Annotated in this window: 20 protein-coding genes; 16 read left to right on the top strand and 4 right to left on the bottom strand. The window is 68.6% G+C overall.

All coding sequences use genetic code 11. The features are described from left to right. The 13 genes from HF526_RS25585 to HF526_RS37095 all read left to right on the top strand — a co-directional run. On the top strand, positions 1–1,130 hold a 1,130-nt coding region (locus HF526_RS25585; RefSeq protein ID WP_169384116.1), incomplete at its 5' end, for an NADH-ubiquinone oxidoreductase-F iron-sulfur binding region domain-containing protein. Beyond that, a complete protein-coding gene (locus HF526_RS25580; protein WP_169384115.1) occupies positions 1,127–1,321 on the top strand; it encodes a ferredoxin in 195 nt (64 codons plus the stop codon). The genes HF526_RS25585 and HF526_RS25580, both read left to right, overlap by 4 nt. Before the next feature lie 6 nt (positions 1,322–1,327). Continuing rightward, positions 1,328–2,116 (top strand): SDR family oxidoreductase, encoded by a 789-nt coding sequence (locus HF526_RS25575; RefSeq protein ID WP_169384114.1) that lies wholly within the window; start codon positions 1,328–1,330, stop codon positions 2,114–2,116. A 33-nt stretch (positions 2,117–2,149) separates the two neighbouring features. Further along, the gene (locus tag HF526_RS25570; RefSeq protein WP_169384113.1) at positions 2,150–3,160 is read left to right on the top strand and encodes a 2,5-dihydroxypyridine 5,6-dioxygenase NicX family protein; all 1,011 of its coding nucleotides are present in this window, start codon (positions 2,150–2,152) and stop codon (positions 3,158–3,160) included. 5 nt (positions 3,161–3,165) lie between these two features. After that, complete coding sequence (locus tag HF526_RS25565; protein WP_169384112.1) at positions 3,166–4,275, top strand: DODA-type extradiol aromatic ring-opening family dioxygenase; 1,110 nt, start codon at positions 3,166–3,168, stop codon at positions 4,273–4,275. Then, positions 4,268–5,131 carry a nitrilase-related carbon-nitrogen hydrolase gene (locus HF526_RS25560; protein WP_169384111.1) on the top strand — a complete coding sequence of 288 codons (864 nt, stop codon included), beginning with the start codon at positions 4,268–4,270 and terminating at the stop codon, positions 5,129–5,131. The genes HF526_RS25565 and HF526_RS25560 overlap by 8 nt, the downstream gene beginning before the upstream one ends. 21 nt (positions 5,132–5,152) lie before the next feature. Continuing rightward, complete coding sequence (locus tag HF526_RS25555) at positions 5,153–5,407, top strand: hypothetical protein (RefSeq protein WP_169384110.1); 255 nt, start codon at positions 5,153–5,155, stop codon at positions 5,405–5,407. Then, positions 5,404–6,243 (top strand): GntR family transcriptional regulator, encoded by an 840-nt coding sequence (locus tag HF526_RS25550; protein WP_169384109.1) that lies wholly within the window; start codon positions 5,404–5,406, stop codon positions 6,241–6,243. The genes HF526_RS25555 and HF526_RS25550 overlap by 4 nt, the downstream gene beginning before the upstream one ends. Then, complete coding sequence (locus tag HF526_RS37640; RefSeq protein WP_476705402.1) at positions 6,240–6,515, top strand: hypothetical protein; 276 nt, start codon at positions 6,240–6,242, stop codon at positions 6,513–6,515. The genes HF526_RS25550 and HF526_RS37640 overlap by 4 nt, the downstream gene beginning before the upstream one ends. 238 nt (positions 6,516–6,753) lie before the next feature. Next, a complete protein-coding gene (locus HF526_RS25540) occupies positions 6,754–7,614 on the top strand; it encodes an FAD binding domain-containing protein (protein ID WP_169384108.1) in 861 nt (286 codons plus the stop codon). Then, positions 7,611–8,108 carry a (2Fe-2S)-binding protein gene (locus tag HF526_RS25535; protein WP_169384107.1) on the top strand — a complete coding sequence of 166 codons (498 nt, stop codon included), beginning with the start codon at positions 7,611–7,613 and terminating at the stop codon, positions 8,106–8,108. The genes HF526_RS25540 and HF526_RS25535 overlap by 4 nt, the downstream gene beginning before the upstream one ends. Beyond that, positions 8,105–10,459, top strand: a complete 2,355-nt coding sequence (locus HF526_RS25530) for a xanthine dehydrogenase family protein molybdopterin-binding subunit (protein ID WP_169384106.1) — start codon at positions 8,105–8,107, stop codon at positions 10,457–10,459. The genes HF526_RS25535 and HF526_RS25530 overlap by 4 nt, the downstream gene beginning before the upstream one ends. A 555-nt stretch (positions 10,460–11,014) precedes the next feature. Further along, a complete protein-coding gene (locus tag HF526_RS37095) occupies positions 11,015–12,313 on the top strand; it encodes a PucR family transcriptional regulator (protein ID WP_476705403.1) in 1,299 nt (432 codons plus the stop codon). Positions 12,314–12,352: 39 nt separating this feature from the next. Here the strand turns inward: HF526_RS37095 and HF526_RS25520 are convergent, their stop codons facing one another. From HF526_RS25520 to HF526_RS25510, 3 genes are all read right to left on the bottom strand, one after another. Then, positions 12,353–14,689, bottom strand: a complete 2,337-nt coding sequence (locus tag HF526_RS25520) for a penicillin acylase family protein (RefSeq protein WP_169384104.1) — start codon at positions 14,687–14,689, stop codon at positions 12,353–12,355. Between the two features lie 89 nt (positions 14,690–14,778). After that, the gene (locus HF526_RS25515) at positions 14,779–16,689 is read right to left on the bottom strand and encodes a hydantoinase B/oxoprolinase family protein (RefSeq protein ID WP_239029142.1); all 1,911 of its coding nucleotides are present in this window, start codon (positions 16,687–16,689) and stop codon (positions 14,779–14,781) included. A 95-nt stretch (positions 16,690–16,784) separates the two neighbouring features. Then, complete coding sequence (locus HF526_RS25510) at positions 16,785–18,875, bottom strand: hydantoinase/oxoprolinase family protein (RefSeq protein WP_169384102.1); 2,091 nt, start codon at positions 18,873–18,875, stop codon at positions 16,785–16,787. A gap of 494 nt (positions 18,876–19,369) precedes the next feature. On the opposite strand from HF526_RS25510, the gene HF526_RS25505 reads away from it, so the two are divergent. Next, the gene (locus HF526_RS25505) at positions 19,370–20,842 is read left to right on the top strand and encodes an amidase (protein WP_211177787.1); all 1,473 of its coding nucleotides are present in this window, start codon (positions 19,370–19,372) and stop codon (positions 20,840–20,842) included. Between the two features lie 327 nt (positions 20,843–21,169). Here HF526_RS25505 and HF526_RS25500 read toward each other — a convergent pair whose 3' ends face one another. Beyond that, positions 21,170–22,399: an amidohydrolase family protein gene (locus HF526_RS25500; protein WP_169384101.1), complete on the bottom strand. Its 1,230-nt coding sequence runs from the start codon at positions 22,397–22,399 to the stop codon at positions 21,170–21,172. Between the two features lie 115 nt (positions 22,400–22,514). Between HF526_RS25500 and HF526_RS25495 the strand changes: the two genes are divergently transcribed. Further along, positions 22,515–23,129 carry a hypothetical protein gene (locus HF526_RS25495; protein ID WP_169384100.1) on the top strand — a complete coding sequence of 205 codons (615 nt, stop codon included), beginning with the start codon at positions 22,515–22,517 and terminating at the stop codon, positions 23,127–23,129. Next, complete coding sequence (locus HF526_RS25490) at positions 23,126–24,286, top strand: MAB_1171c family putative transporter (protein WP_169384099.1); 1,161 nt, start codon at positions 23,126–23,128, stop codon at positions 24,284–24,286. Before HF526_RS25495 ends, HF526_RS25490 begins: the two co-directional genes overlap by 4 nt. Positions 24,287–24,296: the final 10 nt, after the last annotated feature.

Here is a 24,296-nt window from a genome sequence, read left to right as displayed (position 1 = left end):
GCCCGGACGTGATCTCCGAGCTGAAGGGCGCGGGCCTGCGGGGCCGCGGCGGGGCGGCGTTCCCGGCACACGTCAAGTGGGCCGCGGTCGCCGCAGCAACGGGGTCGAAGGTCGTCGTCGCCAACGGCGAGGAGGGAGAGCCGGCGTCGGCCAAGGACCGCTGGCTGCTCACCCACCGCCCGCACCTGGTGCTCGACGGGTTGTTCCTCGCGGCCCGCGCGGTCGGCGCCGATCGAGCGGTGCTCTACCTGGCGCACCCCGACACGGTGGCCGCGACCCTGAACGCCCTGGACGAGCTGCGCGGCGCCGCGGCACTTCCCACCGGCGTCAGGGTCGACGTGCACGTGGTCGAGCCGAGCTACGTCGCGGGCGAGGAGACCGCAGCCTGCCGTTCGATCAGCGGGGGACCGGCGCTGCCGCTGGCCAAGCCGCCGCGTCCGCACGAGAGCGGCGTGGACGGGACGCCGACACTGGTGTCCAACGTGGAGACCCTCGCGCATGCGGCGTGGATCACCCGGCACGGCGCCGCGGCCTATCGAGCCGTCGGCACGCCGGACTCGCCGGGGACCACCTTGCTCACTATGAGCGGCGCGTGTGTGCGTCCCGGGGTCTACGAGGTTCCGTTCGGACTTCCCGTCGCCGACTTGTTCGCCTCTGTCGGCGGCGGGTTCACCAGCGACCCGGTCGGGTTCGTGATGGGCGGCTGGTTCGGCGGCCTGCTCGCCGCGGAGCGCGGCGCCGTCGCGTGCTGTTACGACGCGGTTCGCGCGGCCGGCTCCGGGCTGGGCTGCGGCGCGGTCACCGCGCTGGGTGCCGACGAGGACCCGGTGTTGGTCGCCGCGGACATCGCGGCCTGGTATGCGCGAGAGTCGGCCGGGCAGTGCGGGGTCTGCGTCAAGGGCACCGCCTCGATCCGCGACGCGCTGGGCGCGCTGCGCGACGGCCGGGCCACGGGCCCCGAACCGGCGAACCTGGCCCGCTGGGGCACCGCGTTGCCGCGCCGCGGCGCCTGCGCGTTCCTCGACGGCGCCGCCACCCTCGCGCGCACCGTCGTCACCGAATTCCCATCCCAGGTCGCCGACCGCATGCGGCCGGTCGATCACCACCACAACCCGGGAGACCCCGCATGAAGGCCTACGTGGACTCCACGAAGTGCTCCGGATACGGCACCTGCGCCGACACCTGCCCATCGGTGTTCAAGCTCGACGAATGGGGCTACGCCGCCGCCCTGAACGACGGCCTGGTGCCGGATGGTCAGGACGAGCTGGCCCGAACGGCGGCCACGGGCTGCCCCGAGAACGCGATCAGGATCGAGGATTGAGCAGGCGTGGATCTGGAACTCAAGGACAAGGTCGCGCTGGTCACCGCGGCCAGCAATGGCATCGGCCGCGCTGTCGCACACCGGCTCGCCGCTGAGGCCGCCACGGTGGCGCTGAGCTCCCGTGACGCCGGCCGGGTGGACGCGGCGATCTCCGAGATCGGTCCGGTCGCAGGTTCGTTGAGCGCGCACCCCGCCGACCTGGCCGACCCGGCGGCGACCGAGGCGCTCGTGCCTGCGGTCGTCGCGGCGCACGGCCGGCTCGACATCGCGGTGCTCAACACCCCGGGACCACGGATCGCGGCGTTCCTGGACACCACCGCGCAGGACTGGGCGGACGCCTACGACCTGCTCGTGCGCCCGGTCGTCCAACTGGCGCACGACGCCGCCCGGCAGATGGTCGGCCAGGGTGGCGGCAGCATCGTCTTCCTCACCTCGACCTGGGTCCGCCAGCCCACATCGGGCGGGGTGCTGTCCGCGGCCATGCGGTCCGCGATCTCCGCCACCGCCAAGCAGATGGCCCTCGAGCTCGCACCGCACGGGGTGCGGGTCAACCAGCTCATGCCGGGGGCCACGGGGACCGGCCGGATGGAGTCGATCCTGAACTCGAAGGCCGCGGCCAACGGCACCTCGCGCGACGACGAGCTGGCCAAGATCGTCGAGAACATACCGCTCGGCCGGTGGGCCGAGCCCGAGGAGATCGCCGACGCGGTCGCGTTCCTGGTTTCCCCGCGCTCCGCGTTCGTCACCGGCTCGGCGCTAGCCGTCGACGGTGGCGCCATCCGCTCCACCTTCTAGACCGCAGCGAACGACGAAGGGACACACAAGGCTATGCCGAAGACTCTCCGGGAACTGTTCGTGGACCAGTTCCGGCTCTGCGCGGTCAAGCCCGACGAGACCGTAGGCGTGATCAGTGAGCTGGGGCAGAAGACCGAGTACGTCGAGGCGGCGGTGGCGGCGGCCCGCGACCTCGGGGCCGGGGCGCTGGTGCTCACCGCGTCCAGCCTCTCCAACCCGATGCTGCCGCCCTATTCCGCCGACGGACGCGAGGTCGCGGCCCTGCTCGCGGGTGCCGGGGAGTGCGACCTCATCGTCGACGTGACCGTGGGCGGGCTGATCCACTCCGATGTGCGCACCAGGATCACCGGAGCGGGCAAGCGGATGCTCTTCGTCGCCGAGCCGCCCGACGTGCTCGAGCGGCTGATGGGCTCGGCCGAGCTGCGCTCGGTCGTGGAGGAGGGTGGTAAGCGCCTCAAGGCCGGGACGACGTTGCGGGCCACTAGCGCCGCCGGGACCGACCTGACCGCCGACATCTCCGGCTCGGAGCTGCCGGTCACCCACCAGTGGGGCTACGTCGACGAACCGAGCCGGTGGGACCACTGGCCCAGCGGATTCGTGGCCTGCTTCCCGCACGACCGCACCGCCGAAGGCACCCTCGTGCTGCAGCCCGGCGACGCGCTCATCCCGTGGCAGCGCTACGTCCGCGAGCCCGTCACACTGACCGTGGAGAAGGGCTTCATCACCGACATCAGCGGCGGGGCCGAAGCGTTCCTGCTGCGCGACTACTTCTCCAGCTGGAACGACCCGGAGGTCTGGGCGCTCTCGCACATGGGCTGGGGCTTGCACCCGGTGGCGCGCTGGTCCGCGTTCGAGGTCTACGAACCACGCTCGCTCTACGGCCAGGAGCTGCGCTCCTCCGCGGGCAACTTCATGTGGTCAACCGGGTCCAATCGGTTCGCCAACCGGGAGACGCCGGCGCACCTGGACATCCCGATGCACAGCTGCACCGTGACGATCGACGACGTGGCGGTCGTGCGCGACGGCCGGCTGGTGGAGGACTGAGCGAGATGGATGCCAAGACCCTCGAGACCGCGATCCTGGCGCTGGCCGGCGACGCCGAACTGCTGGCGCGGTTCCGCGGCGACCCCTCCGGCGTCGCGCCCGAGGTCGGGCTGGACACCCAATGGGCGGCCGTCATCGCCGGCGGCGACCGGGACCGGTTGCGCTCGGCCGGCCTCGGTGACGGGATCACCATCCTCGTCAGCCGGTGGTTCGCCGACGACCTGGGCGACTCGGCCAGCACCGGCCGGTTCCACGTCGAGCAGGGCGGCGCGCTGCCCGACCCCGACATGCCCGCGGAGGTGGTCTTCGCCGGCGGCTGCTCGCACGTGCCCGACCTGCTGGCCCGTCCCGAGATCGACCCGGCCGACGCCGTGGCACGGCTGAACACCGGGTACGAGCGGCTGGCCCGCGACATCGCCGCCGCGAATCCCGACATCATGATCGTGACGGCGGACTGCCATTTCCAGAGCTTCTCCACGGGCGCCTTCGTGGTCGGGACCGGCGAGACGCACACCGGGTCGATGGCCTTCTTCAAGCGACCCGACCTGGACCTGACCCTGCAGGGCGACCCGAGCTACGCGCACGCGATCGTGGACGCGGTGCGGGCCGAGGGACTCGAGGTCGAGGAGTCCACCCGCATCGACCTCGACCACGGGCTGATCGTCCCGATGCGTCTGCTACTGCCGCGCCCGGACATCCCCGTCATCCCGATCATCACCCAGCCCGCCCGCGGGTTCTCCCCGTTCGGGGCGCGGGCCTTCGGCGAGGTGCTGCGGACCGTTGTCGAGTCGGCCGGGCGCCGGGTGGCGATGCTGGCGACCGGCGGCCTGTCGCACTGGCTCGACCCGGGGAAGTTCGGCCACGTGGACGAAGAGTTCGACAGCTACGTGCTGGAGATGCTGCGCGCGGGCAAGGGCGTGGAGCTGGGCAACTTGGAGCCCTACGCACTGCTCGACCACGGCCAGTATGAGTTCCTGAACTGGCTGATCATGCTCGGGCTCATCGGCGGCGGGGTGCGCGGTGAGGTCTACGCTTACGAACCCATGAAGGCCTCGGGTGGGGGCTGGACCGTGGTCAACATGCTCCTGCCGGAACGGCAGCCCGCCGGTGTGTGAGAGGGCGGAGCAGCGGCGGTTGCGGGTGGGGCTCACGCAGTGGCGGCCCACCCGCGACGTCGCGGCGAACCTGGCCGTCGCGACCCGGTTGATCGGCGAGGCCGGGCCGGACGCCGACCTCGTACTGCTCCCGGAGAACGGCCTGATGCTCGGCAGCAACACCGAGATGCGGGCTGCCGCGCTGTCCGTCGACTCGCCGGAGATCGACGAGTTGCGGGCTGCGGCGAAGAGCTCTTCGGCCACGGTGGTCCTCGGCGGTTTCAAACGCCGCGACGACGAGGACCGCATCTTCAACACCGCCCTCGTCATCGGCCCGGACGGGACCGTCGCAGGCGGTTACGACAAGATCCACCTATTCGACGCCCGGATCGGTGGACAATCGTTCGAGGCCTCGTCGGTTGAGCAGGCCGGCGAGCGACCGATGATCGCCGAGATCGGCGGCGTCCGGGTCGGCCTCACGATCTGCTACGACGTCCGCTTCCCGGAGCTATACCGCAGTCTCGCGCTCGCCGGGGCCGAGGTCATCCTGGTGCCGGCCGCGTTCACCCAGAAGACCGGCGCGGCGCACTGGGAGGTGCTGCTGCGGGCGCGGGCCATCGAGAGCGCGGCCTTCGTCGTCGCATCCGCCACCGTCCGCGGTGACGACGGCACCGACGCGTTCGAGACCTTCGGGCATGCGCTCGCCGTCGATCCGTGGGGGAAGGTGCTCGCCGACCTCGGGGTGGGTGGGCCTGCGTGGCAGGTGCTCGATCTCGCGCTGTCGGAGGTGGACAGGGTGCGCACCGCCCTCCCGGTACTGGCAGGTGTTCGGCCTCAGGCGTACGCCGCTGAGCCTGAGATCATCGGCGTCGGCTGATCTGAGCAGGGGAGAGGGTTCATGAGCGTGGGGGGTCCCGATGAGGGAATCGTGCGTGCCGGGGAGCCGTTCGGCATCGGGAACGAATTCACCGGAGTGCAGGTCCGAAAGGTGTGGACGAAACAGGGTGAGCGTCTCGAGCTGACGGTACCCCGCAGCGGTTATCGCATCCTGCTCGACGCGATGCAGTTGGAGATCATCGCGGCCCAGGACCCAGAGCGGTTCAGCGAGCTGTTCGCGATCCGGCTGGATGCCCACGACGGGATCAAGCAATGACGGTGCGCAGGCCCGGCAACACCGTCGAGGAGATCTACCAGACGTTGTGGGAGCGGATCATCGACGGCGTCTACGCGCCGGGATTTCGGATGTCGCAGAGCGCCTTGGCGGCGGAGCTGCAGGTCAGCCGGACCCCGTTGCGAGAGGCGCTGCACCGTCTGGAAGGCGACGGCCTCCTGGTGTCCGAGGCCAACCGTGGAATGGAGGTGGCCCCCACGAACGTGGCGCAGGTGGAGCAGTACTACGCCCTCCGTCTGCTCATCGAACCGCCGACCATCGCCGCGATCGTCTCCGAACTCGACGACACCGAGCTGGCCAAGATGGGCTCGGAGCTGGACAGCATGGAGGCCGACCGGCACCGGATCCGCGACTTCCAGGAGTCGCATCGCCGGTTCCACGACCTGGCGATCCGCCACTATCCGGCAGCCACCGCCGAGCTCACTCATTCACTGCACCTCAAGATCTATCGCCACCAGCGGCTCTACTTCTCGCGACCCGACGCGCCCGAGGACTTCACCCACGTCGACCGGATGTTCCTCGACGCCATGCTCGCTCGGCATCCCGAACTGACCCGGCGGCTGTTGGAGTTCCACCTCATCGACGCCGCAATCGGGCTGGTCCATGAGGGCGAGCCGGACCACCGATTCCACGCCCTGCTCCTGGCCACGCGGGGGGTCGGCATCGAGTTGAAGTCTCTGCCGGACGGCCGTCTCGAGCGGCCCGCGCGAATCCGCTGGCAACGCGCCGAGCCCTGGCCGCTGCCGGCGCTGACCACCACGAACCTCGTCCACACCGCTGGCCCGGGCGCCGGCTGGGAGGGGGATGCGACCGGATGACCACGTATGGGATCGGGATGCTCCTCCCGAGTTCGAGCACCACCATGGAAACTGAGATCCCCGCGATGCTGCGGGCGAGGGAGCACACCCACCCGGAGCGGTTCGCCTTCGACTCGGCGCGGATGGCGTCGCCAGCTGCGATCCAGCTGATGCAGGACGCCGTAGGGAGCCCGGTGGTCTCCTCGGCGACGACGACCGTCCAGCAGATCCCATCCGCCCTGGAGCTCGCACCTGTCGTCGCGGATGCGGGGGTGCTGCCGGAACCACGGTGATTGAACGCCGCCCAAGCGGCCGTGGGGTGGGAGCGATCCTTTTCGCGACGTTGCGGGTCGGCATCGCTCGAATTGCTATGCGTGAATTACCGTAGCAGAACCCGTTGAATCCGGGGATTGACAGTGCGCCAAGTGTATGCAGTAGTGTATCCACACTATTCGGAATCCTCGGCTTATTCGCGAGATCCCCATCGTGCAACCCGCCGCTGTGTGCCCACCACATTCGCGAGGAGATCGTATGAAACCTCCTGCGTTCGATTACCAGGAACCGCGCACGCTCGACGAGATCGTCGAACTGCTGGCCCGGACGGACCAGGACGCCACCGTGCTGGCCGGTGGCCAGAGCCTGGTCCCGCTGCTCAATCTGCGACTGGCCCGGCCGGACGTCGTCGTGGACATCAACCGCGTGCCCGGCCTCGATGGCGTCGAGATCACGGACGACTCGGTCATACTCGGCGCGATGGCCCGACTGTCGACGCTGGAACGTGACCCGGTGCTCCTCGATGCACTGCCGATCGTGCCGGAGGCGATCCGGTTGGTTGCGCATCCGCAGATCCGCAACCGGACCACCCTCGGCGGGTCGCTGTGCCACGCCGATCCCGCCGCTGAGCTACCCGCCGTCGCGGTCGCGCTGGACGCTCGCCTGCACCTGCGGTCCCGTGACGGTAGCCGGACCGAGGAGGCCGCCGACTTCTTCCAGTCGGTGTTCACCACCACTCGACGGCCGGAGGAACTGCTCACCGCGGTCGAGTTCCCTCGTCACCCGGGCTTCCGCTTCTGCTTCGAGGAGGTCGCCCGACGGCACGGCGACTTCCCGTTCGTCGGTCTGTGTTTCGGGGTCCAGCTCGAGGATGGCGTCGTGACCGCCGCCCGGCTGGCCGGTGCCGGCATCGCCGAGCGACCGCTGCGGCTGCCGACCACAGAAGCGGCACTGGTCGGCCGCCGGCTCTCCGGCGACCTCGCCGAGGTGCTCGCCGCCGCGAGCGCCGAGGTGGACCCGCCCTCGGACATCCACGGCACCGCCTCGTTCCGGCGCGGGCTACTCCGCGCCGTCATCCGCCGCGCCGCAGCCCGACTCGACCAGGGAGGCTCCCGATGACCGTACCGACGACCCCGGTCCCGGCCGGGACGCGGACCGTGACCACGACCGTGAACGGCGTGACGCACTCGGCGGACACCGAGCCGCGCGCGCTGCTCAGCGACTTCCTGCGCCACGACCTCGGGCTCACCGGCACCCATGTCGGATGTGAGCAGGGCGTCTGCGGCGCCTGCACGGTACTGGTCGACGACGTGCCGGTGCGCTCCTGCCTGCTCCTCGCGGTACAGGCCGACGGGCGCCGAATCGAGACCGTCGAGGGTCTCGCACAGGACGGGGAGCTCTCCGGATTCCAGCGGGCGATGCGCGATGAGCACGGCCTGCAGTGCGGGTTCTGCACCCCAGGAATCCTGATGAGCGTCACCGCCGCGGAGCGCGACGGCCTGACGGCCGAGCAGACCGCGACCGAGGTGCTCGGCGGCCACGTCTGCCGGTGCACCGGGTACCAGGGCATCCGCGCGGCGATCGAGCGTCACTGGCAGGAGGCCGGACGATGACCACCACGAGCACCCACAATGGTGAGACCCTCATCGGCAGGCGCATCCCGCGTCTGCACGACGCCCGGATGCTGCGCGGCCACGGCCGCTACGTCGACGACATCGACGAGACCGGGGTACTGCACGCCGCGGTCGTCCGCAGCCCCGCCGCGCACGGCACCATCACCCGCTTCGACGCCACGGCGGCCCGGGAGAGCGGCGAGGCGGTCGTCGTGCTCGGTCCCGACGAGATCGGCCGGCTCACCGACCCGCTACCCACCACCTGGCGGATCCCGGGCCAGCACCTCGCAGCCGTCGAGCTGGCCATCCGCACCGTGCGCTACGTCGGTCAGCCCATCGGCGTGGTCGTCGCGCGCAGCCGCGCCGTCGCCGAGGACCTCGCCGAACTCGTCGAGATCGACATCGACCCGCTGCCCGCCGTCGTCGGGATCGAGGCGGCGCTCGGCCCGGACGCGCCATTGCTGTACCCGGAGCACGGCAGCAACGTCGCGGGCGGCATCCATTTCGGCCCGCCCGTCGAGGACCTCGACACGCTCCTCGCTGGTGCCGCGCACGTCGTTGAGCGTGAGTTCGCCGTGCAGCGGGTCAACCCGAGCTCGATGGAGCCCCGCGGCGTGCTCGCCGAGTGGATCCCGAGCACAGAGCAGCTGACCGTCTGGGCCAGCACGCAGGTCCCGCACCTGGTGCGCCAGGAGCTGGCCGCCGGTCTGCGGCTACGTGCTGACCAGGTCCGAGTCGTCGCGCCCGATGTGGGCGGAGCGTTCGGCGGCAAGACCACCCTCTACGCCGACGAGGCGATGGCCTGCTTGGCCGCCAAGGTGCTGGGTCGCCGGGTGAAGTGGATCGAGGATCGCACCGAGAACCTCACGGCGAGCTACCAGGGTCGCGGCCAGCAAGCCCGGTGCCGGCTCGGCCTCGACGCCGACGGCCGGTTCACCGCCCTGCACGTGCACATCTACGGCGACGTCGGCGCCTTCCTCAGCACGGCAGGCAGCGGGCCGTTCCAGGTGGCCGCCCTGACCGTCGAGGGCCCCTATCGGTTCGGCGCGGCGGGCGCGACCGTCACCGCCGTGTTCACCAACGCCGTTCCGACCGGCGCCTACCGCGGCTACGGCATGCAGGAGTCGGCCTGGATCCGGGAACGGATCATCGACGAGGCCGCCCGCGAGCTCGGGCGGGACGCGAACGAGTTACGGCTGCTCAACACGATCCAGCCCGAGCAGATGCCGTTCACCACGAACACGATGCTCACCTACGACTCCGGCGACTACCCAGCCGTTCTGCGCCGGGCGGTGGAGATGGGAGAGGCCCGGCGGCGTCCGTCCACGGATCGGATCCGGCGCGGTATTGCGGTCACCGGCAACGTCGAGATCACCGGCTTCGCGCCCAGCGCGCTGCTGGAGATGTTCCAGATCCATTGGAGCGGGTACGAGACCGGCACGATCCGGGTCAACGAGGACGGCACCGTCACCGTCTTCTCCGGGGTCACGCCGATGGGGCAGGGCATCGAGACCGCACTGGCCCAGATCGTCGCCGACGAGCTGGGGGTGCCGCTGGACATAATCTCCGTCCAGCTCGGCGACACTGCCACCGCCCCGTACTCCAACTTCTCCTCGCAGGCCAGCCGGTCCCTGCCACTGGCAGGCGCGGCCCTGATCACCGCCGGTGCAACGATGCGCGAGCGGATGCTCGGTCTCGCCGCGCGCACCCTCGGGGTCGGTGTAGAGGACGTCAAGCTGGACGGAACGGTGTTCCGGGCCGCCACGACCGGCGCGGAGGCCACCTGGCGCGAGGTGGCGCATCGGGGCTGGATGGGCTGGGGCCGCGGCGAGACCGACAAGATCCTCCTCGAGGAGACGGTCTCGTTCGACCCGCCCGGCATCGCCTACGCCTACTCGGCGCACGGCGCCGCGGTGGCCGTCGACCTGGACACCGGAAAGGTGACCGTTGAGGACTACTGGACGGTCAACGACAGCGGTGTACTGGTCAATCCCCTGATCGCGGACGGCCAGATCATCGGCGCCATCGCCCAGGGGCTCGGGATCGCGCTCCTGGAGGAGGCGGCCTTCGACCCGGAGACCGGACAGCCGGTGGCGACCTCGTACCTGGACTACGTGATCCCGCTGTCCGAGGACGTCCCCGACATCACCATCGAGCACCACGTCACGCCGAGTCCGATCATCACCGGCGGGTTCAAGGGCGTAGGCGAGAGCGGCATCCAGCCACCAGCGGCGACGATCGGCAACGCCATCGCGAACGCGGTGCCCGAGATCGCCGCCGGACTGACCACGACCCCGTTGTCGCCGTCGCGGATCTGGACGCTCCTGGAGGGCGCCGGACTGCAGGGCTGACGCCGTTGGCGGTCGGCGTAGGGCCGGACGCATCAGCCCCGCGCCGACCGCAATCGGCCCATGAGGAACCCGCCGGCCCCGCCCGGGAGCCTTGGCGATCATGCGAGGTCAACGCCACCTCGCCGGGTGAAGTCGCCCATGCACGTCGCGGGGGTGGCGTGGTGCGGCGTCCCCGGACCGACAGATGGGCTGCTACGGGCGCATTGTCGCCCGCCGCTGCTTGCCCGCGTCGTAGCCCCGGCTGCGGCGCAGGACGGTGTCCGCGCCGCGCACCGACTGGGAGTCGATGATCGCCGCAGTCGGGGTCGGGTGGCGGCCGGCGCCACATCAACCGAGTAAAGATGATCAAGAGGCAGATGTTCGGCCGCGCCAAGCCCGACCTGCTCCGCAAACGCATTCTGCTCAGCGACTGAGCCCCACCGGTCAGACTCACGGAAACCGTGCCAGAACCAGTCTTGGGCTGCCGCCGACCTCGGGGCGGAAACCGGTGGCGGAGCCGCGTGCTGTGGCCTGGCGGGGCCTCGGGGTTGGGTGGATTTGCGCGCCGCACCACCGATGAGGCCAGATGTGGACTGCGGCTCGGTGCTTACCGGAGTCGGCCCGCGCACCGGCAGGCCGACAGTTCGGGCCGGGCGGACGATGCCGACGTCAGGGTCATTCGCCTATCGTGATGATGTGGGTCACGCCGCCGCGACAGAGGAGTCCTCGAGCTCCGCCCGCGCGGCCGTGGCTGGGCGTTGCCTGCTCCGCCTCGAGGAGCAGTACCGCGCTTGGCTCGTACTGCTACGGGAATCGGGGTTGTACGGCGATTCCTGGGTCGATCATGACGAGCTTCACGCGAAGGCGCTAGAGGTGTTCGAGCTCATCTGGCGTCGTATCGCCGGTTTAGAGGTGGGCAAGGACCTCGCTGAGGTGTCATACCGCGTGGGTGTTCGTCGCGCTGAGCAGGGCGTTTCGCTCAGTGAGGTGCAGGCGGCCGCGAATCGGGACTTCCAGATCGTGTGGGAGGCAATGCTGGCGGAGGCGGACGAGGATGAAGCCGCAACACTGCTGCACGAAGCTCCGGCGATCTGGTCGATCGTCGATGACCACACGCAACGCATCACGGAGGCATATCGGCGACGGTCCAGCGAGTTGGACCGGCTTTCCGGCGACCGGCGGCGTGAATGGTTCAGGCGCTTGCTGAAATGCAATGGCGAGCGACCCGATGTCGTCCAGAATGCAGCGGATGTGCTGCAACTGCCGGCCGACGGCCGGTTCCGGGTCGCAATCGCACACCGGGATTGCGCCGGTCGCTTCCGAGACGCACGTGACGCCCTGACGGCCCTGCGATGGTCCTGCCACTATCAAGAGGTCGAGGGCGGTGACCTTCTCGTCATTCAGAGCACACTGGAGCAGGACAAGCGGGTCATGAACTGCCTCTCGGAGATCCGCTGCGCCATCGCTCCGGCGGCCCATGGCTTGGACGAGGTCCCCCGGGCGGTTCGGATCGCCTCCGACATCCTCGCAGCACTGCCCGAGGATCGGGACTCACCGGGCCTGCTCGAGGACGCGTGGCTCTCCGTCGCGGCGACGCAGGCCCCATTGGTGACCCAGGCTCTTGCTGACCGCATCCAGTGCGCTCTGGAGAACGTCCAGGACGCGGATGTGCTCATTGAGACCGCGCGGACCTTCTGTGAAGGCGACGGCACTGTCTCCCGCACTGCCAGCGAGCTCTATTGCCACCGGAACACGGTGCTGAACCGACTCGAGAGGCTCCGCAGTCTCACCGGCATTGACGTACGTCGGCCTCGCGATGCTGCCAGCTTTCTGTTCGCGATGAGTGCCGGGAGGCCGGCCGGGGGGATCACGTAACGGAGGACCCGGCGACGATAAGCTGCTGCGCGTCTGTTGTCAGCCAGGCGGCCGCAGCTCAAGCACCGCCTCCGCCTCCGCCTCCACGGCGAAACGGCTGTAGAGAAGGGGGAAGTACTGCCCGTGCGCCCACGCGTCGACCAGGTCGTCGAAGTGCGTCGACCGGGGGTCGCCGGACTGTCCCGGGTAGTTCAGAGCGAGCGACCCGTCCCAGTCACCCACGTCGATCACCACGCGGAAGGTCGATCCACCCGTCTGCACGAAGGCGGCGTCGTAGGCGGTGTCGCACACGGTGTCCCCACTCCCACCACGTGGAACCGGGCCGACCTTCACAACCTCGCCCGTGTGCTCGTCGGTAAGGCCGAGGGGATGACGGAGCACCGAGACGTGGAGGTCCCCCCATCGCCACGTGGACGCGTCGTCACCCAGCAGCGACTCGCAGTGCGCGTACGCCGCCTCCAGCGACGACGTCATGACCTGTCGCAGCGTGGCAGCGGGGTCCGGCCCCAAGCGGTCGCCAGGCTGCTCGACGAGACTCAGCAGAACCCGGGAGTCGGCGAGCAGCGACTCGTCGGGCAGCAGCCGGGCCACCGCATCGTCGACGTCCGCCGCCGGCAACAGCCGGCGCAGCGCCGCGGCGAGCACCGCGGGCCGCAGGTGGCGCCGGTGCCACACCTCGAAGAGGGCGGCTGCCGCTGACGTCGCGTCGAGGACGCCGTCCCAGCCTCGGAGCATCACGAGACCACGTGTGGCCTCGCCGTCGGTGAGACGCTCGAGGACCCGAAGGATCCGTTGCGCGGGAAGGCTCGTCACGTCGCTCTGCAACCGCGCAGCGTCGGTGACCGACCGGACCAGGCCGTTCGAGATCGCCGCGTCGATCCGTTGCTTCCGAGCCGGGGCATACCAGTCGTGGGTGACCGTCTTCTCCGCGGGATGGTCGGGCGGGAGGTTCATCTCGTTCGCCGATGCGAACCAGCCGACGGCCGGGTTGTCGATTCCCGGGAGCTCGTCGGCGTCGTAGAAGCCGTCCCACTCGTAACGGCCGTCACCCGGGACGGGCAGCGTTCCGTCCCAGTTCGGTCGACGCGGGGTCAGCCCGGCTGCCTTCCACGCGATGTTCCCCAGGACGTCGGCGTAGATCTGGTTCTCCGCAGGTGCGCCCCATCTGTTCATGGCCGCGCTGAAGGTCTCGACGTCCGTTGCCCTCATGTAGTCCACGCTGCCCAGGTAGGGCGCCATGCCCGGCTCGAGCCACGCAGCCCGCACCACGAACGCGTGCGTCTCCGTCGTACGGATGACCGGCCCGTGGCGGGTGAACACGAGTTCGACCTCGACGTCGCCGCCCCCACGGACCGGGATCCGGCACCGTTCGACCCGCATCCGCTCCCAACCGTCGAGATACCGGTAACGCGTCGGGTCCTCCGGGTCGAGCTCGTAGATGTACAGGTCCTCCTGGTCGACGCTGAACAGCGTCATCCCGAATGCCATCGAACCGTTGTGGCCGATCGAGATCCCCGGTAGCGCAGGCTCACCGCCGCCGATCACGCTGAACGAGGGCGTGTTCAGATGGACGAGGTAGCGCAGCGACGGCAGCGACAGGGCGCGGTGCGGGTCGTTCGCGACGATGGGCCGACCCGTCGACGTCACCTCCCCGCCGAGCACCCAGTTGTTGCTGCCCTCCATCAGGACCGCCTCGGAGGACGGGACGTGGGCCGGGTCGTCGAAGTCGGGGTACGTCGTCGCGAGTTCATAGACGTCGAGCACGTCGTCGGGGATCGCGTCGAGGTCGAGCCCTTCGGGCACCGCCAATGGGACGAACGGCTCCCTCACCTTCCGCAGCTCCTCGACCGCGACGCCGTAGTCCCTGATCGTCCGCGCCCGAGCGACCTCCTCACGCACGTTCTGGAAGAGGCCATGGCTGCGGATGCGGGCGACGTCGTCCGGCTGCCAGCGCGACGGCAGATAGCCGTGCCGGCGGAACTCCGGCGGCAGCAAGTCGGGGGAGGCACACACCAGATCGACGTAGGCGTTCACGCCGGCGACGAACGCGGACGCGATCCGCTTGGTGTCGGATCCGTACGCGAGCCATTCCTGGCGCATGTCACCGCGGAAGAGGAACAGTCTCGCGGCCCGGTCGCGCTCGACGAACTGCGGTCCGAAGACCTCGGACAGGAGCCCCAGGCCGCGACGCCTCCACAGGTCGATCTGCCACAGTCGGTCGCGCGCCGCGTTGAAGCCCTGCGCGAAGAACGCGTCGTGCGAGCACGAGGCGTAGATGTGGGTGACGCCCCAGCGGTCGATGACCATCTCCACCGACGACTCGAGGCCGGGGATGACGTGAACCCGTCGGTCGGCAGGCACGTTCTGCTGACTCATCGTGACTCCTAGATGTGCGGGGAAGCAGAAGCGCAGGCCGCAACGCCGGGGGACGTGGGTTGAGCGTCACCCCGGCGCTGCGGGAAGGATCAGCCGACCGGGTTGCCGTTCTCGTCGTAGGCGAGGTCGTCGTAGTCGCTGACCTCGATGAGGCCTTCCTCGACCATCTTGTTGAAGGCCTCTCCGCGCTCGATGAGCTTCAGCGGAGCGCGGTTGGCGGCGAGCTCCTGGCGACGATCGGCAGTCGCCTCGGCGTCGACGGCCAGGGGGTGCCGAGGGTTGTCGCTGTCGACGAGAACGACGCCGTACTCGTCACGTGCGCTCTCCGGGGACACCAGGGCGCGCTGGACGTCGAGGCGCACGGCTTCCGGGTCGCGCTTGAGCGGGTCGCCCCACCCGCCGCCGCCGGGGGTCGTGATGCGGACGATGTCGCCCTTCTTCACCGGGACCATCTGCTGGCGGTGAACCAGCTTGACCTCGTCGGGTGTGCCCGGGTTGATCCAGCACACGCCCGGAAGGCCGGCCTTGCCCCCGTTGACGCCGAACGGGCCGAAGACGGTGCGGTACGCGGTGATCGAAAGGAAGCCGTCCGCTAGGCAGCGAACGTCCTTGAGGTACCCGAGGCCGCCCCGGAAGAGCCCGGCGCCGCCGGAGTCCTTGTAGAGACCGACTCGCTCGACGACGATCGGGTAGCGCTGCTCGATGAACTCCGCCGGCAGGTTCTTCGAATGGGGAACGAGGTCGACGGTGTCTGTCCCGTCTGCCCAGGGACGCGCGCCTGAGCCGGCCCCGAAAATCTCGCGGTAGAGGTACTCGTTGCCGTCGTCGTCGTGGCCCCAGATACCGTAGAGCTGGATGTTCATCATGCCGGCGATGACGTTTCCCTTGTGCGCCTTCGCCAGCGCCGCCGTGTAGGCGTTGATCATCACCAGCATGCATTCCATGCGGTCGACGACAGGTGCGGGATGCCTCGCCGACAGCACCGTGTCGGGCGGGATCATCATTTGCATCACGCGGCCCATGCCTTCGTTGACGAGGATCTCCTGCCCCGCCTCGCCGGCGAGGAACGCGCCGAGCCACTTGATGTAGTGGCGGCCGTCCATCGCCCAGTTGACCGGGCCTTCCGCCGTCGGACCGGTCCCGCTGGCGTCGATCACCATGCGGTCCTTGTCCTTGTGAATAGTGTATTTGATCTTGATCGGCTTGTTGGAGATGCCGTCTTCTTCGATGAAGTCCTCGCCGACGTAGGTCCCGTCGGGAATGTTCGGCAGTGCGTGCGCGCGAGCGTCGTTCTCGCACCGGTCCATGATCGCGTAGAACGCCGCCTCGACCACGTCCGCGCCGTACTGGTCGATGAGCTCGAGGACCCGGCGCTCCATCAGCCGCGCGCACGCGATGAACCCGTCGATGTCGCCTTGGAGCTCGCCCGGAAAGCGGCTGTTGCGCAAGATGATCTTCTGCGCGTCCGCGTTGAGCTTGCCGGCGTCGAACAGCTTGATGACCGGGCAGATCGTGCCTTCTTCGTAGATGCTTGTCGACCGGATGGGCCAGCTGCCCGGTACGGCGCCGCCGACGTCGGTGACGTGGCCGAACACCTGGGAGAAGCCGATGAGCCGGCCCTCTCCGAAGATCGGGATGACGATGCAGTAGTCGGGCAGGTGTCCGATCGTGGCGCACGAGCCATGGACGTCGTTGTAAATGTAGACGTCACCGGGCAGGATCTCGTCGAGAGCGTAGGTGTCGCGGATCGGGTCTGCGGTCGCGGCCCACGACACCGTGGTCACGTTGTCGCAGTCGATCGAGTTGATCGAGGCGCGGTAGTCGTGCTGCTCGCGGATGATGCTGCTGCGCGCCATCCGCTCGACGACAGCCTCGCCCTCCTCGACGGCCCACTGGAGCGCGCCACCAATGACGTCGACCGTGAGGGAGTCGAGCGTCGGCTTCAGCTTCTGGACCCGCTCCCACGCGGCGTCGTCGCGCGGCCAGCTCTTGAGCCGCATGGGCTCGAACTGGGTGCGGTCCTCGTACGGCGTCATGTCGATCGTGAAGTGCGTGATTTCCTGAGTCATGTCGGGTCTCCGTTCGAGGCGTCAGGTCAGTCGCGGGTGGCGAGGATCTGGCCGTTCTTGTCCACGGTCATCGACCAGCCCGGCTCCAGTACGAACGTCGAGTCCTCCTGCACCACGATCGCCGGTCCTGAGGTCGGCAGGTCGACGGGCAGACCATCACGCGGGTAGACGGGGGTCGAGACCCAGCCGCCGTCGTGACCGGCCTTCGACTCGAAGTAGACCTGCGTGTCACCGAGGTTCGCGCCGGCCCAGGTGGTGTGCTTGGCGGCGATCTCGTTGATGGGCGGCCGGCTGAGCTCCCCGATCCCGGCCGCCGCGAGCGCGACGATCTCCACGGGATCCTGCCCCTTGTACGAGTACCCGTAGGTCCGCTCGTGAGCGGCGTGGAACTGCTCGATCGCCTTCTGCCAGGCCTCCTCGGAGAGCTCGTTGGGGTCCCCGTCGTAGTGGGAGTCGACCTGCACACGGATCTCGTACGCCTGGCTGCTGTAGCGGAAGTCGAGGAAAGTCTCCACGCCGATCCGCTGCTGGTCGACACTTTCGCGACGGGCGGCCGCGAGCGCTTCCTCCGCGATCTTGCGGTACGCCTGCTGAAGCTCGGGGAAGTCGATCTCGTCCTCGCGACGCACGTAGGTGTAGACGGCGTCGGTACGGAGGTCGGTCATGAGCAGGCCCTCTGCGCAGGCGAGGCCGGGGGCAAGCGGCACCAGGACCTTGCCGGTCTGCATGATCTCCGCGCACCTGCAGGCATGCAGGCCGCCGGCGCCTCCGAACGGGAAGAGGGTGAACTTGCGCGGGTCGCGGCCGCGGGCGACGCTGGTCAGGCTGATGCCTCGGGCCATGTTCTCGCTCGCGAGTCGGAGGATGCCGAGTGCTGCCTCCTCCGGGGTCACGCCGAGCTTGTCGGCGATGTTCTCGGTGATGGCCTTGCGCGCGGCCTCGCGGTCGACCGTGATCGACCCGTCGCCGAGGGTGGCCTCCGGGATGCGGCCGAGGACGACGTGGGCGTCGGTCACCGTCGCCAGCGTGCCGCCCTTGCCGTAGGCGGCCGGGCCGGGGCTCGCGCCGGCGCTCTGCGGACCCACTCGCAGTGAGTCGTCACCGACGATCGACGCGATGGAGCCGCCTCCGGCGCCGAGCGTCGTGATGTCGACCATCGGTGTCTTGATGTTGTAGTGCTCGATCTTCCCCTCGGCCAGCATGTGTGGCCGTCCGTTCTCGATCAGGCAGATGTCCGTGCTGGTACCGCCCATGTCGAGGGTGATCAGATCCGGCTCGCCCGCCACCTGGCCGAACGTGCAGGCGGCCAGGACTCCCGCAGCCGGGCCGGAGAGCACCGCCTTGATGGGCTGGGTCGCGATGTCGGCGTCGGGGACGAGGCCCCCGTTGGACTGCATGACGAACAGCTCGGACTTGCCGCCGCTCTGGGCGATCGCCACCGACAACTGCTTCACGTAGCGCGTGAGCGCGGGCATCAGGGCGGTGTTGAGGCAGGTGCTCAGCGTCCGCTCGTACTCGCGGTACTCGCGGCTCAGCTCCGACGAGAGGGTGAGGTAACACTCCGGGTAGACCTCTCCGAAGATCTCGCGGACAGCTTCCTCGTGGACGGGGTTTCGGTAGCTGTTGAGCAGCGAGACCGCCACTGCCTCGATGCCCATGGCCTTGAACTCCTCAGCGACCGCGCGCACCGAGTCGGAGTCGAGGGGCACCATTTCGCTCCCGGTGTGGGCCATGCGCCCCTTCACCTCCCGCACGAGCTCGAGAGGCACCACGCGGGGCGGCTTCTCCCAGTAAGCGATGTTGCCGAAGCCGCCCGGCACCGTCTGCCGGGCGCATTCGAGCACCTCACGGTGCCCGTGAGCAACGATGAGCCCGGCCTCGCTGTACTTGCTCTCGAGAATCGCATTCGTCGCCACGGTGGTGCCGTGCATGACCATGGCTGTTTCGTCGGCGCTGACTCCGTGCTCCGCCAGACCGCCGAGGCCGTTCGCGAAGCTCTTCGAGGGGTCCCACGGCGTCGACGGGACCTTCTCGTAGACGCGCCGTCCGGTCTCTTCCTCGATTGCGACGACGTCAGTGAACGTCCCCCCGATGTCAATCCCAACTCGCCACGTCATTTGGTGTCCTTCCTGGTTGCTCGACTGCCGGTGAGCGGGCGACCGTAGCGCCAGGCCGGGCGCGCCGGTGACCTGGCCCACACCGACCGGGGAGAACTCAGTACAGACGTCGGCTCCGCCGGTCACAAGCGGCAGGTCCACAGCCTTGGCGGAAGTCGGTTGTGCACTTGCTGTCCGGAGGGTGGACGGAATTGGGGCGCGGGTTGTTCTGCGTGGCCTCGTACCCGAGGAGCAGACCGATACATCTGGTGAGCTCGGCAACCTGGTCAGGCGAGCGCGGGCCGGGTCGGTAGCACGGGTCGCTGCGCGTCACCCGTCGCGGTTCACAGCCAGCTCCGAGAGACCCGCATTGAGCAGATGTCGAATTCGGGCGCGTACCTGCTCACTGTCTGCCCATCGATCCTGTGGACTCGAACGCCTAGCGTCCTCGGTACGTGGCGGGGTCACATCCGCGACGCCAACGGCAGGACGAAGCCCGAGGAGGTCGTCGAGGCGTGTCGGTAGCCCCTGAGTTGGACGCAGTTGGTCAGGCCGAGCTCGTCCGTGCAGGTGAGGCGACTCCCGAGGAGATGGTTCGGGCGGCGATCGACAACATCGAGGCGCTGAACCCGAAGATCAATGCCGTCATCCACCGCATGTTCGACGAAGGGCTGGAGACCGCGCGACGTGCCGGCACGTCGTCAGCGCCGTTCCACGGCGTGCCTTTCCTCCTCAAGGACTTGCTCGCCGAGTACGCGGGCCAGCCCTATCGGGCAGGCAGCCGGTTCCTCGACGGCAACGTGTCGACCCAGGACGCCGAGTTGACCAGGAGATACAAGGCTGCGGGCCTCATCACTCTCGGGAAGACGAACCTACCCGAGATGGCTGTTGGCCCTGCCACGGAGCCCTTGCTCTTCGGTGCGACCCGGAATCCTTGGAACGCAGAGCTGTCGACGGGCGGTTCGAGTGGTGGAGCTGCCGCGGCGGTCGCGGCCGGCCTCGTTCCGCTCGCGCACGCGAACGACGGCGGCGGGTCGATTCGAATCCCGGCTTCCTGCTGCGGGCTCGTCGGCCTCAAGCCGAGCCGTGGCCGCAATCCCGTCGGCCCTCGCTATGGCCAGGTCTGGGGCGGACTCGTCGCAGAGCACGTCGTCAGCCGTAGCGTCCGCGACAGCGCCGCTGCCCTCGACGCAACACATGGTCCAGACGTGGGCGCGCCGTACTGGTTCGAGAATCCGCCGACGACATTCCTCGAGGCAACCGGTCGCTTGGACCGCTCGCTGAAGATCGCGTTCACCGAGCAGACGTATGGAGGGGAGGCGGTGCATGAAGAGTGTCGCGCTGCGGTGCGGCTCGCCGCGACACTCTGCGAGTCTCTCGGACACAGGGTGGTTGAGTCTCGGCCCTCCATCGATGAAGACGTCTTGTTCGACAACTTCACCCGCATGCTTGCGGTTGCTGTTGCTGCGAGCGTCCGCGACGCAGCCCGACTCAAGGGCAGGGAGCCCACGGAGCGTGAGATCGAACCGCTGGTGTGGCTCATGGCCCAGCGCGGAGAGAAGATAAGTGGGGGCGAGTATCTGACTGCCGTCCAGGATCTGCAGGAATTGAGCCGGCGAGTTGCTCAGTTCCACGAAGATGTAGACGTCATGCTGACACCGACCCTCGGGCGGCCTCCCGTTCCGATCGGGGCGTTCGTGACCGCGCCTGGCGCAGACCCATTCGAGACTCGACGACGGATGTGGTCGTTCGCGCCCTTTCCTCAACTCCAGAATGTCACGGGCCAGCCGGCCATCTCCCTGCCTCTCCACTGGACGTCCGATGGTCTTCCCATCGGAGTTCAGGCGGTCGCAGGACTCGGCGAAGAGCGCACGTTGTTCGGGTTGGCCGGCCAGCTCGAGGCCGAAGCGCCATGGGCGCATCGCTGGCCGCCCATCTCGGTGGTTGGAGAAGGGCTACGAGGAACACGCACCGCCTCATCTGCCTAGATGGGGTCTGCGGCAGGCGCGTTCGGCAGTTCGGCGAGACCACGTCCGAGGCGCAGCGTGCAAGCACAGCGAGCTCCACTCCCGGGAGATTTCCAAAGTTCTCGAAGCGCTGTGCCGCGCGATTTCCGCCGCCTTGCACGCCAAGCGACGCCGAGCATGCGCTGTGCGACGTCACGGGCTGGGTCACGGCCGGCACTGCCGACTGGCTCGTGGATGGCGTCGTCGAGTGCGATGGTCGGAGTCATCGCCTTCGAGGAGACGACAACAGCCGAGGTTGGGGCCCAGCAGGCTTCCCCCTAGACGAGGGACTGTCCCGATCGTTCCACCCTACCCGCCCGCGGCGGCGTGCTGCTGACTACCCGACGCAGCCGGTGGCAGATGCACGCGGCCGCGGGCGAGTACGAAACGGACCCGGCCCAGCGCGTCGAGGTCGGCCAGCGGGTCACCGTCCACCGCGATCAGATCGGCGCTGAAGCCCGGCTTCAGCTGGCCGATCGAGTCGGCGAGCCCGATCGCGGCCGCGGCCTCAGTGGTGGCCATGGCCAGGACCCGAGCCGGTGACCAGCCGGCGCGGGCGTAGAGCCCGAGGGAGCGGGCGAAGTCATCGAAGAAGGACCCGGTTACGCCGGCATCCGTGCCGGCCACCACCTTGAGGCCGTGACGGTCCATCCAGGCCAGCCGATCGAGCAGGGAGTCGAGTCGCTTGAACGTCTCCCAGTTGCTGCTGCGGGCCGGGCATACGTAGATGCCCGCGGCCGCGATCATCTCGGCGACGTGGTCGGGGGTTCCGTAGCGCCCTTCGGCCGGATGTCCGACCAGCCAGGTGCAGTGCTCGATCGTGTCGACACCCGCCTCGACACACGCGATGATGCTGTCCGTGCCGTGGGCGTGGGCGGCCACGGGCAGGCCGACCTCCCGGGCAGCGTCCACTACGACCTCGAGCTGCCGTGCATCGAACTGCGGTTCCCACATGGCCGCCCCGCCCGGGGTCATGTGCCCCCCGCTGACCATCACCTTGATCACGTCGACCCCATAGGCGGCGTGATCGGCGACTGCGGCCCGGATCGAGGCATCGCCAGTGACCTCGCCACCGAGGAACCAGCAGTGCCCACCCACGACTGTGAGCGGCGCTCCGGCGGTCAGGATCCGTGGCCCGGCCGCAGTGCCGGCGCCGATCGCGTTCCGGAGCTGGGCGGCGAGCCCACCACGGTCCCCGAGGTCGCGCGCAGTGGTGATCCCGGCATCCAAGAGCTGCCCGGCGCGCTCGGTCATGGCCGCCAGCAGGGCGACATCATCGGTATTGCGCAGCGTGGCCGCAGGGTCAGCGCTGGCATCGAACGCCAGGTGGATGTGGCAGTTCACCAAACCCGGTAGGACCGTTTTATCCGGAAAGTCCCACCGGTCGACATCCGGACTCGCGAGCTGCACGACTTCAGCCTGGGTGCCAATCGCAGAAATTGTGCCGTCCGTAGCGACGAGCACGGCGCCATCGTGAAGCGGAGCCCCATCTGGAGCAGCCAGAACCCGCCCAGCAGTCACAATCAGTTCTTTATTCACTCGAATGGGTGTCTTCCTGTAGAGAGACAGTAGGATGCTTTCTGCAGCCTACTGTGGAACCCCGTGCAGCCACGCCCGCCGAATGAGCCGTCCTAGTTGTCCCGGAGGTAGACACATGATGAACGAGCTCCGCCTGCGACGGCAGTGCCGGCGGTTGCTGCGGGATCTGGACATCCAACCGCCGCTGGACATGGCCCGGCTCTGCACCCGAATCGGGGACTACCGCGGTCGGAAAATCATATTGCACGAGGAGCCACTGGAGATCTCCTCGACGGCCGCAGCGGACGGCGGCCACGGCAAGGGCGATACCTCGGCGTTCGGGTACTCGTTCGATTGGGGCGACTACGATGTGATCGTATTTCAGAAGAACACCTCCAGGTCGCATCAGCTCCATATTATCTTCCATGAGCTGGGGCACATCATCTGCGGCCATATTGACCCCGACTATGTCGCCGAGGATCAAAACGAAGCGGAGGACGATGCGGGGGCCGCTGCCGCGGCGATTGCCGCGGTCGCCCTGCATTTGCCGCCGTTCAAGGGCGTGGTTCCCCCGCGCATGCTGCGCCGAGCCTGCTACGACTCCTCCCGGGAACGCCTCGTCGAATCGATCGCTACGACGTTCATGGAGTGGGCTGTCATGCCGGGACACGCGCCGCAGCCGACCCCGAGAGAGCTCGGCGACGCCCAGCGACTCTATGAGGCGCTGTCCTATCGCCGGGGTTGGCTGTGATCCTGCAGCTCAGCGCGGCCTCGGCGGTCGCCCTGTGGGTGGGGGTGGTGCTGCTCGCGCTGGCTGTCTCCCAAGCACCCCATGATGTCGTCCTGCGCTACTTCGCCGGACTCATCTTCCTGCTGGCGGTGCAGCACTCATTGGTCGTGGATCAAAACGGCACGACAGCATTTATGCGACTGCTGGGGAATCTTCTCGGCTTGGCCGCCGGCTGTGTGAAGGTCTGCTTCTTCCTTACGGCTCTACGCCAGCAGAATGCACCCCGGCCGCGGTTGTGGATCGAGGTCATGGCGGCCTCAACGGTCGGAGCAGTGGGGGTCGTCGCCTGGTTGCTGGCCCCGCCGGAAGTGCGCCCGGCCATTGGGCAGCCGAAGAATGCTCATCTTCTGGCCGCTTTCGTGTTCCAGATGGCCATCATCGGGTATCTCGCCTCGGTGTCGTTCCGGACGATCAACTGGTCAGTGCGACTCATTCGGCGACTCCAGAACTCCGTCTTCCGGGCGGGCTTGGTCTTGGTTGGTTTGGCTGCGGTCGGCTCACTCGTTGCGGGACTGCTCGATATTTACACTCACATCGTCGCGTTCGTTGCTCCATCTCGTATTGACTCGGTGCAGTTTCTGTACCCGTCGATTGTCACGACCGTGGCCCTAAGCTTTGTCCTCTTGCTTATCGGAGCGATGTTGCCAGTGCTGGACGGTACGGTGCGAGCTGTTCCGCTTGCGCTGGAACAGCTCAACGGTTATCGGACTCTTGGGCCGTTGTGGCGGGCGCTCCGTACGGCGTTTCCGACGGTCCCCTTCCGGGCGGGTTGGGCGATTCATCGCCTGTTTTACCGGCGGGGCATGGAGATCCGCGACGGCCTGGTGCTGCTGGGCCCCTTCTACGACCGCGCCATTGCCGCGCTGGCCGAGGAGCAGAGCCGGGCGCGCGGGGAATCGGCCGAGGACCGTTCCATCATGGTGGCGGCGGCGCTGGTGCGAGCCGCGCTGCAGGCCCACCGCGCCGGCCGACCACTGCCCGACCCGCACCCCATCCCGACCAGCGGCGCAGATGACTGGGCGACCGATACGGCCTGGCTGGTGCGGCTCGGCCGGGCCTTCGCGAGCAGCCCGCAGCGCGGACCGACGGCCGTGTCTTCGTCCTCGCTGGCCAGGTGAGCCCACCTCG

It is taken from the genome of Pseudonocardia acidicola, from assembly GCF_012911935.1.
GTDB lineage: Bacteria > Actinomycetota > Actinomycetes > Mycobacteriales > Pseudonocardiaceae > Pseudonocardia > Pseudonocardia acidicola.
The sequence above is the reverse complement of the archived record's forward strand: the minus strand, read 5'-3'. Positions and strand labels throughout refer to the sequence as shown.

What these genes read in the sequence shown, in the direction of transcription:
- HF526_RS37640 (WP_476705402.1), top strand. Translation starts at nt 6,240, where the DNA reads ATGACCACGTATGGGATCGGGATGCTCCTCCCGAGTTCGAGCACCACC.
- HF526_RS25565 (WP_169384112.1), top strand. Translation starts at nt 3,166, where the DNA reads ATGGATGCCAAGACCCTCGAGACCGCGATCCTGGCGCTGGCCGGCGAC.
- HF526_RS25570 (WP_169384113.1), top strand. Translation starts at nt 2,150, where the DNA reads ATGCCGAAGACTCTCCGGGAACTGTTCGTGGACCAGTTCCGGCTCTGC.
- HF526_RS25495 (WP_169384100.1), top strand. Translation starts at nt 22,515, where the DNA reads ATGATGAACGAGCTCCGCCTGCGACGGCAGTGCCGGCGGTTGCTGCGG.
- HF526_RS25555 (WP_169384110.1), top strand. Translation starts at nt 5,153, where the DNA reads ATGAGCGTGGGGGGTCCCGATGAGGGAATCGTGCGTGCCGGGGAGCCG.
- HF526_RS37095 (WP_476705403.1), top strand. Translation starts at nt 11,015, where the DNA reads ATGAGGCCAGATGTGGACTGCGGCTCGGTGCTTACCGGAGTCGGCCCG.
- HF526_RS25520 (WP_169384104.1), bottom strand. Translation starts at nt 14,689, where the DNA reads ATGAGTCAGCAGAACGTGCCTGCCGACCGACGGGTTCACGTCATCCCC.
- HF526_RS25515 (WP_239029142.1), bottom strand. Translation starts at nt 16,689, where the DNA reads ATGCGGCTCAAGAGCTGGCCGCGCGACGACGCCGCGTGGGAGCGGGTC.
- HF526_RS25540 (WP_169384108.1), top strand. Translation starts at nt 6,754, where the DNA reads ATGAAACCTCCTGCGTTCGATTACCAGGAACCGCGCACGCTCGACGAG.
- HF526_RS25510 (WP_169384102.1), bottom strand. Translation starts at nt 18,875, where the DNA reads ATGACGTGGCGAGTTGGGATTGACATCGGGGGGACGTTCACTGACGTC.
- HF526_RS25550 (WP_169384109.1), top strand. Translation starts at nt 5,404, where the DNA reads ATGACGGTGCGCAGGCCCGGCAACACCGTCGAGGAGATCTACCAGACG.
- HF526_RS25535 (WP_169384107.1), top strand. Translation starts at nt 7,611, where the DNA reads ATGACCGTACCGACGACCCCGGTCCCGGCCGGGACGCGGACCGTGACC.
- HF526_RS25580 (WP_169384115.1), top strand. Translation starts at nt 1,127, where the DNA reads ATGAAGGCCTACGTGGACTCCACGAAGTGCTCCGGATACGGCACCTGC.
- HF526_RS25530 (WP_169384106.1), top strand. Translation starts at nt 8,105, where the DNA reads ATGACCACCACGAGCACCCACAATGGTGAGACCCTCATCGGCAGGCGC.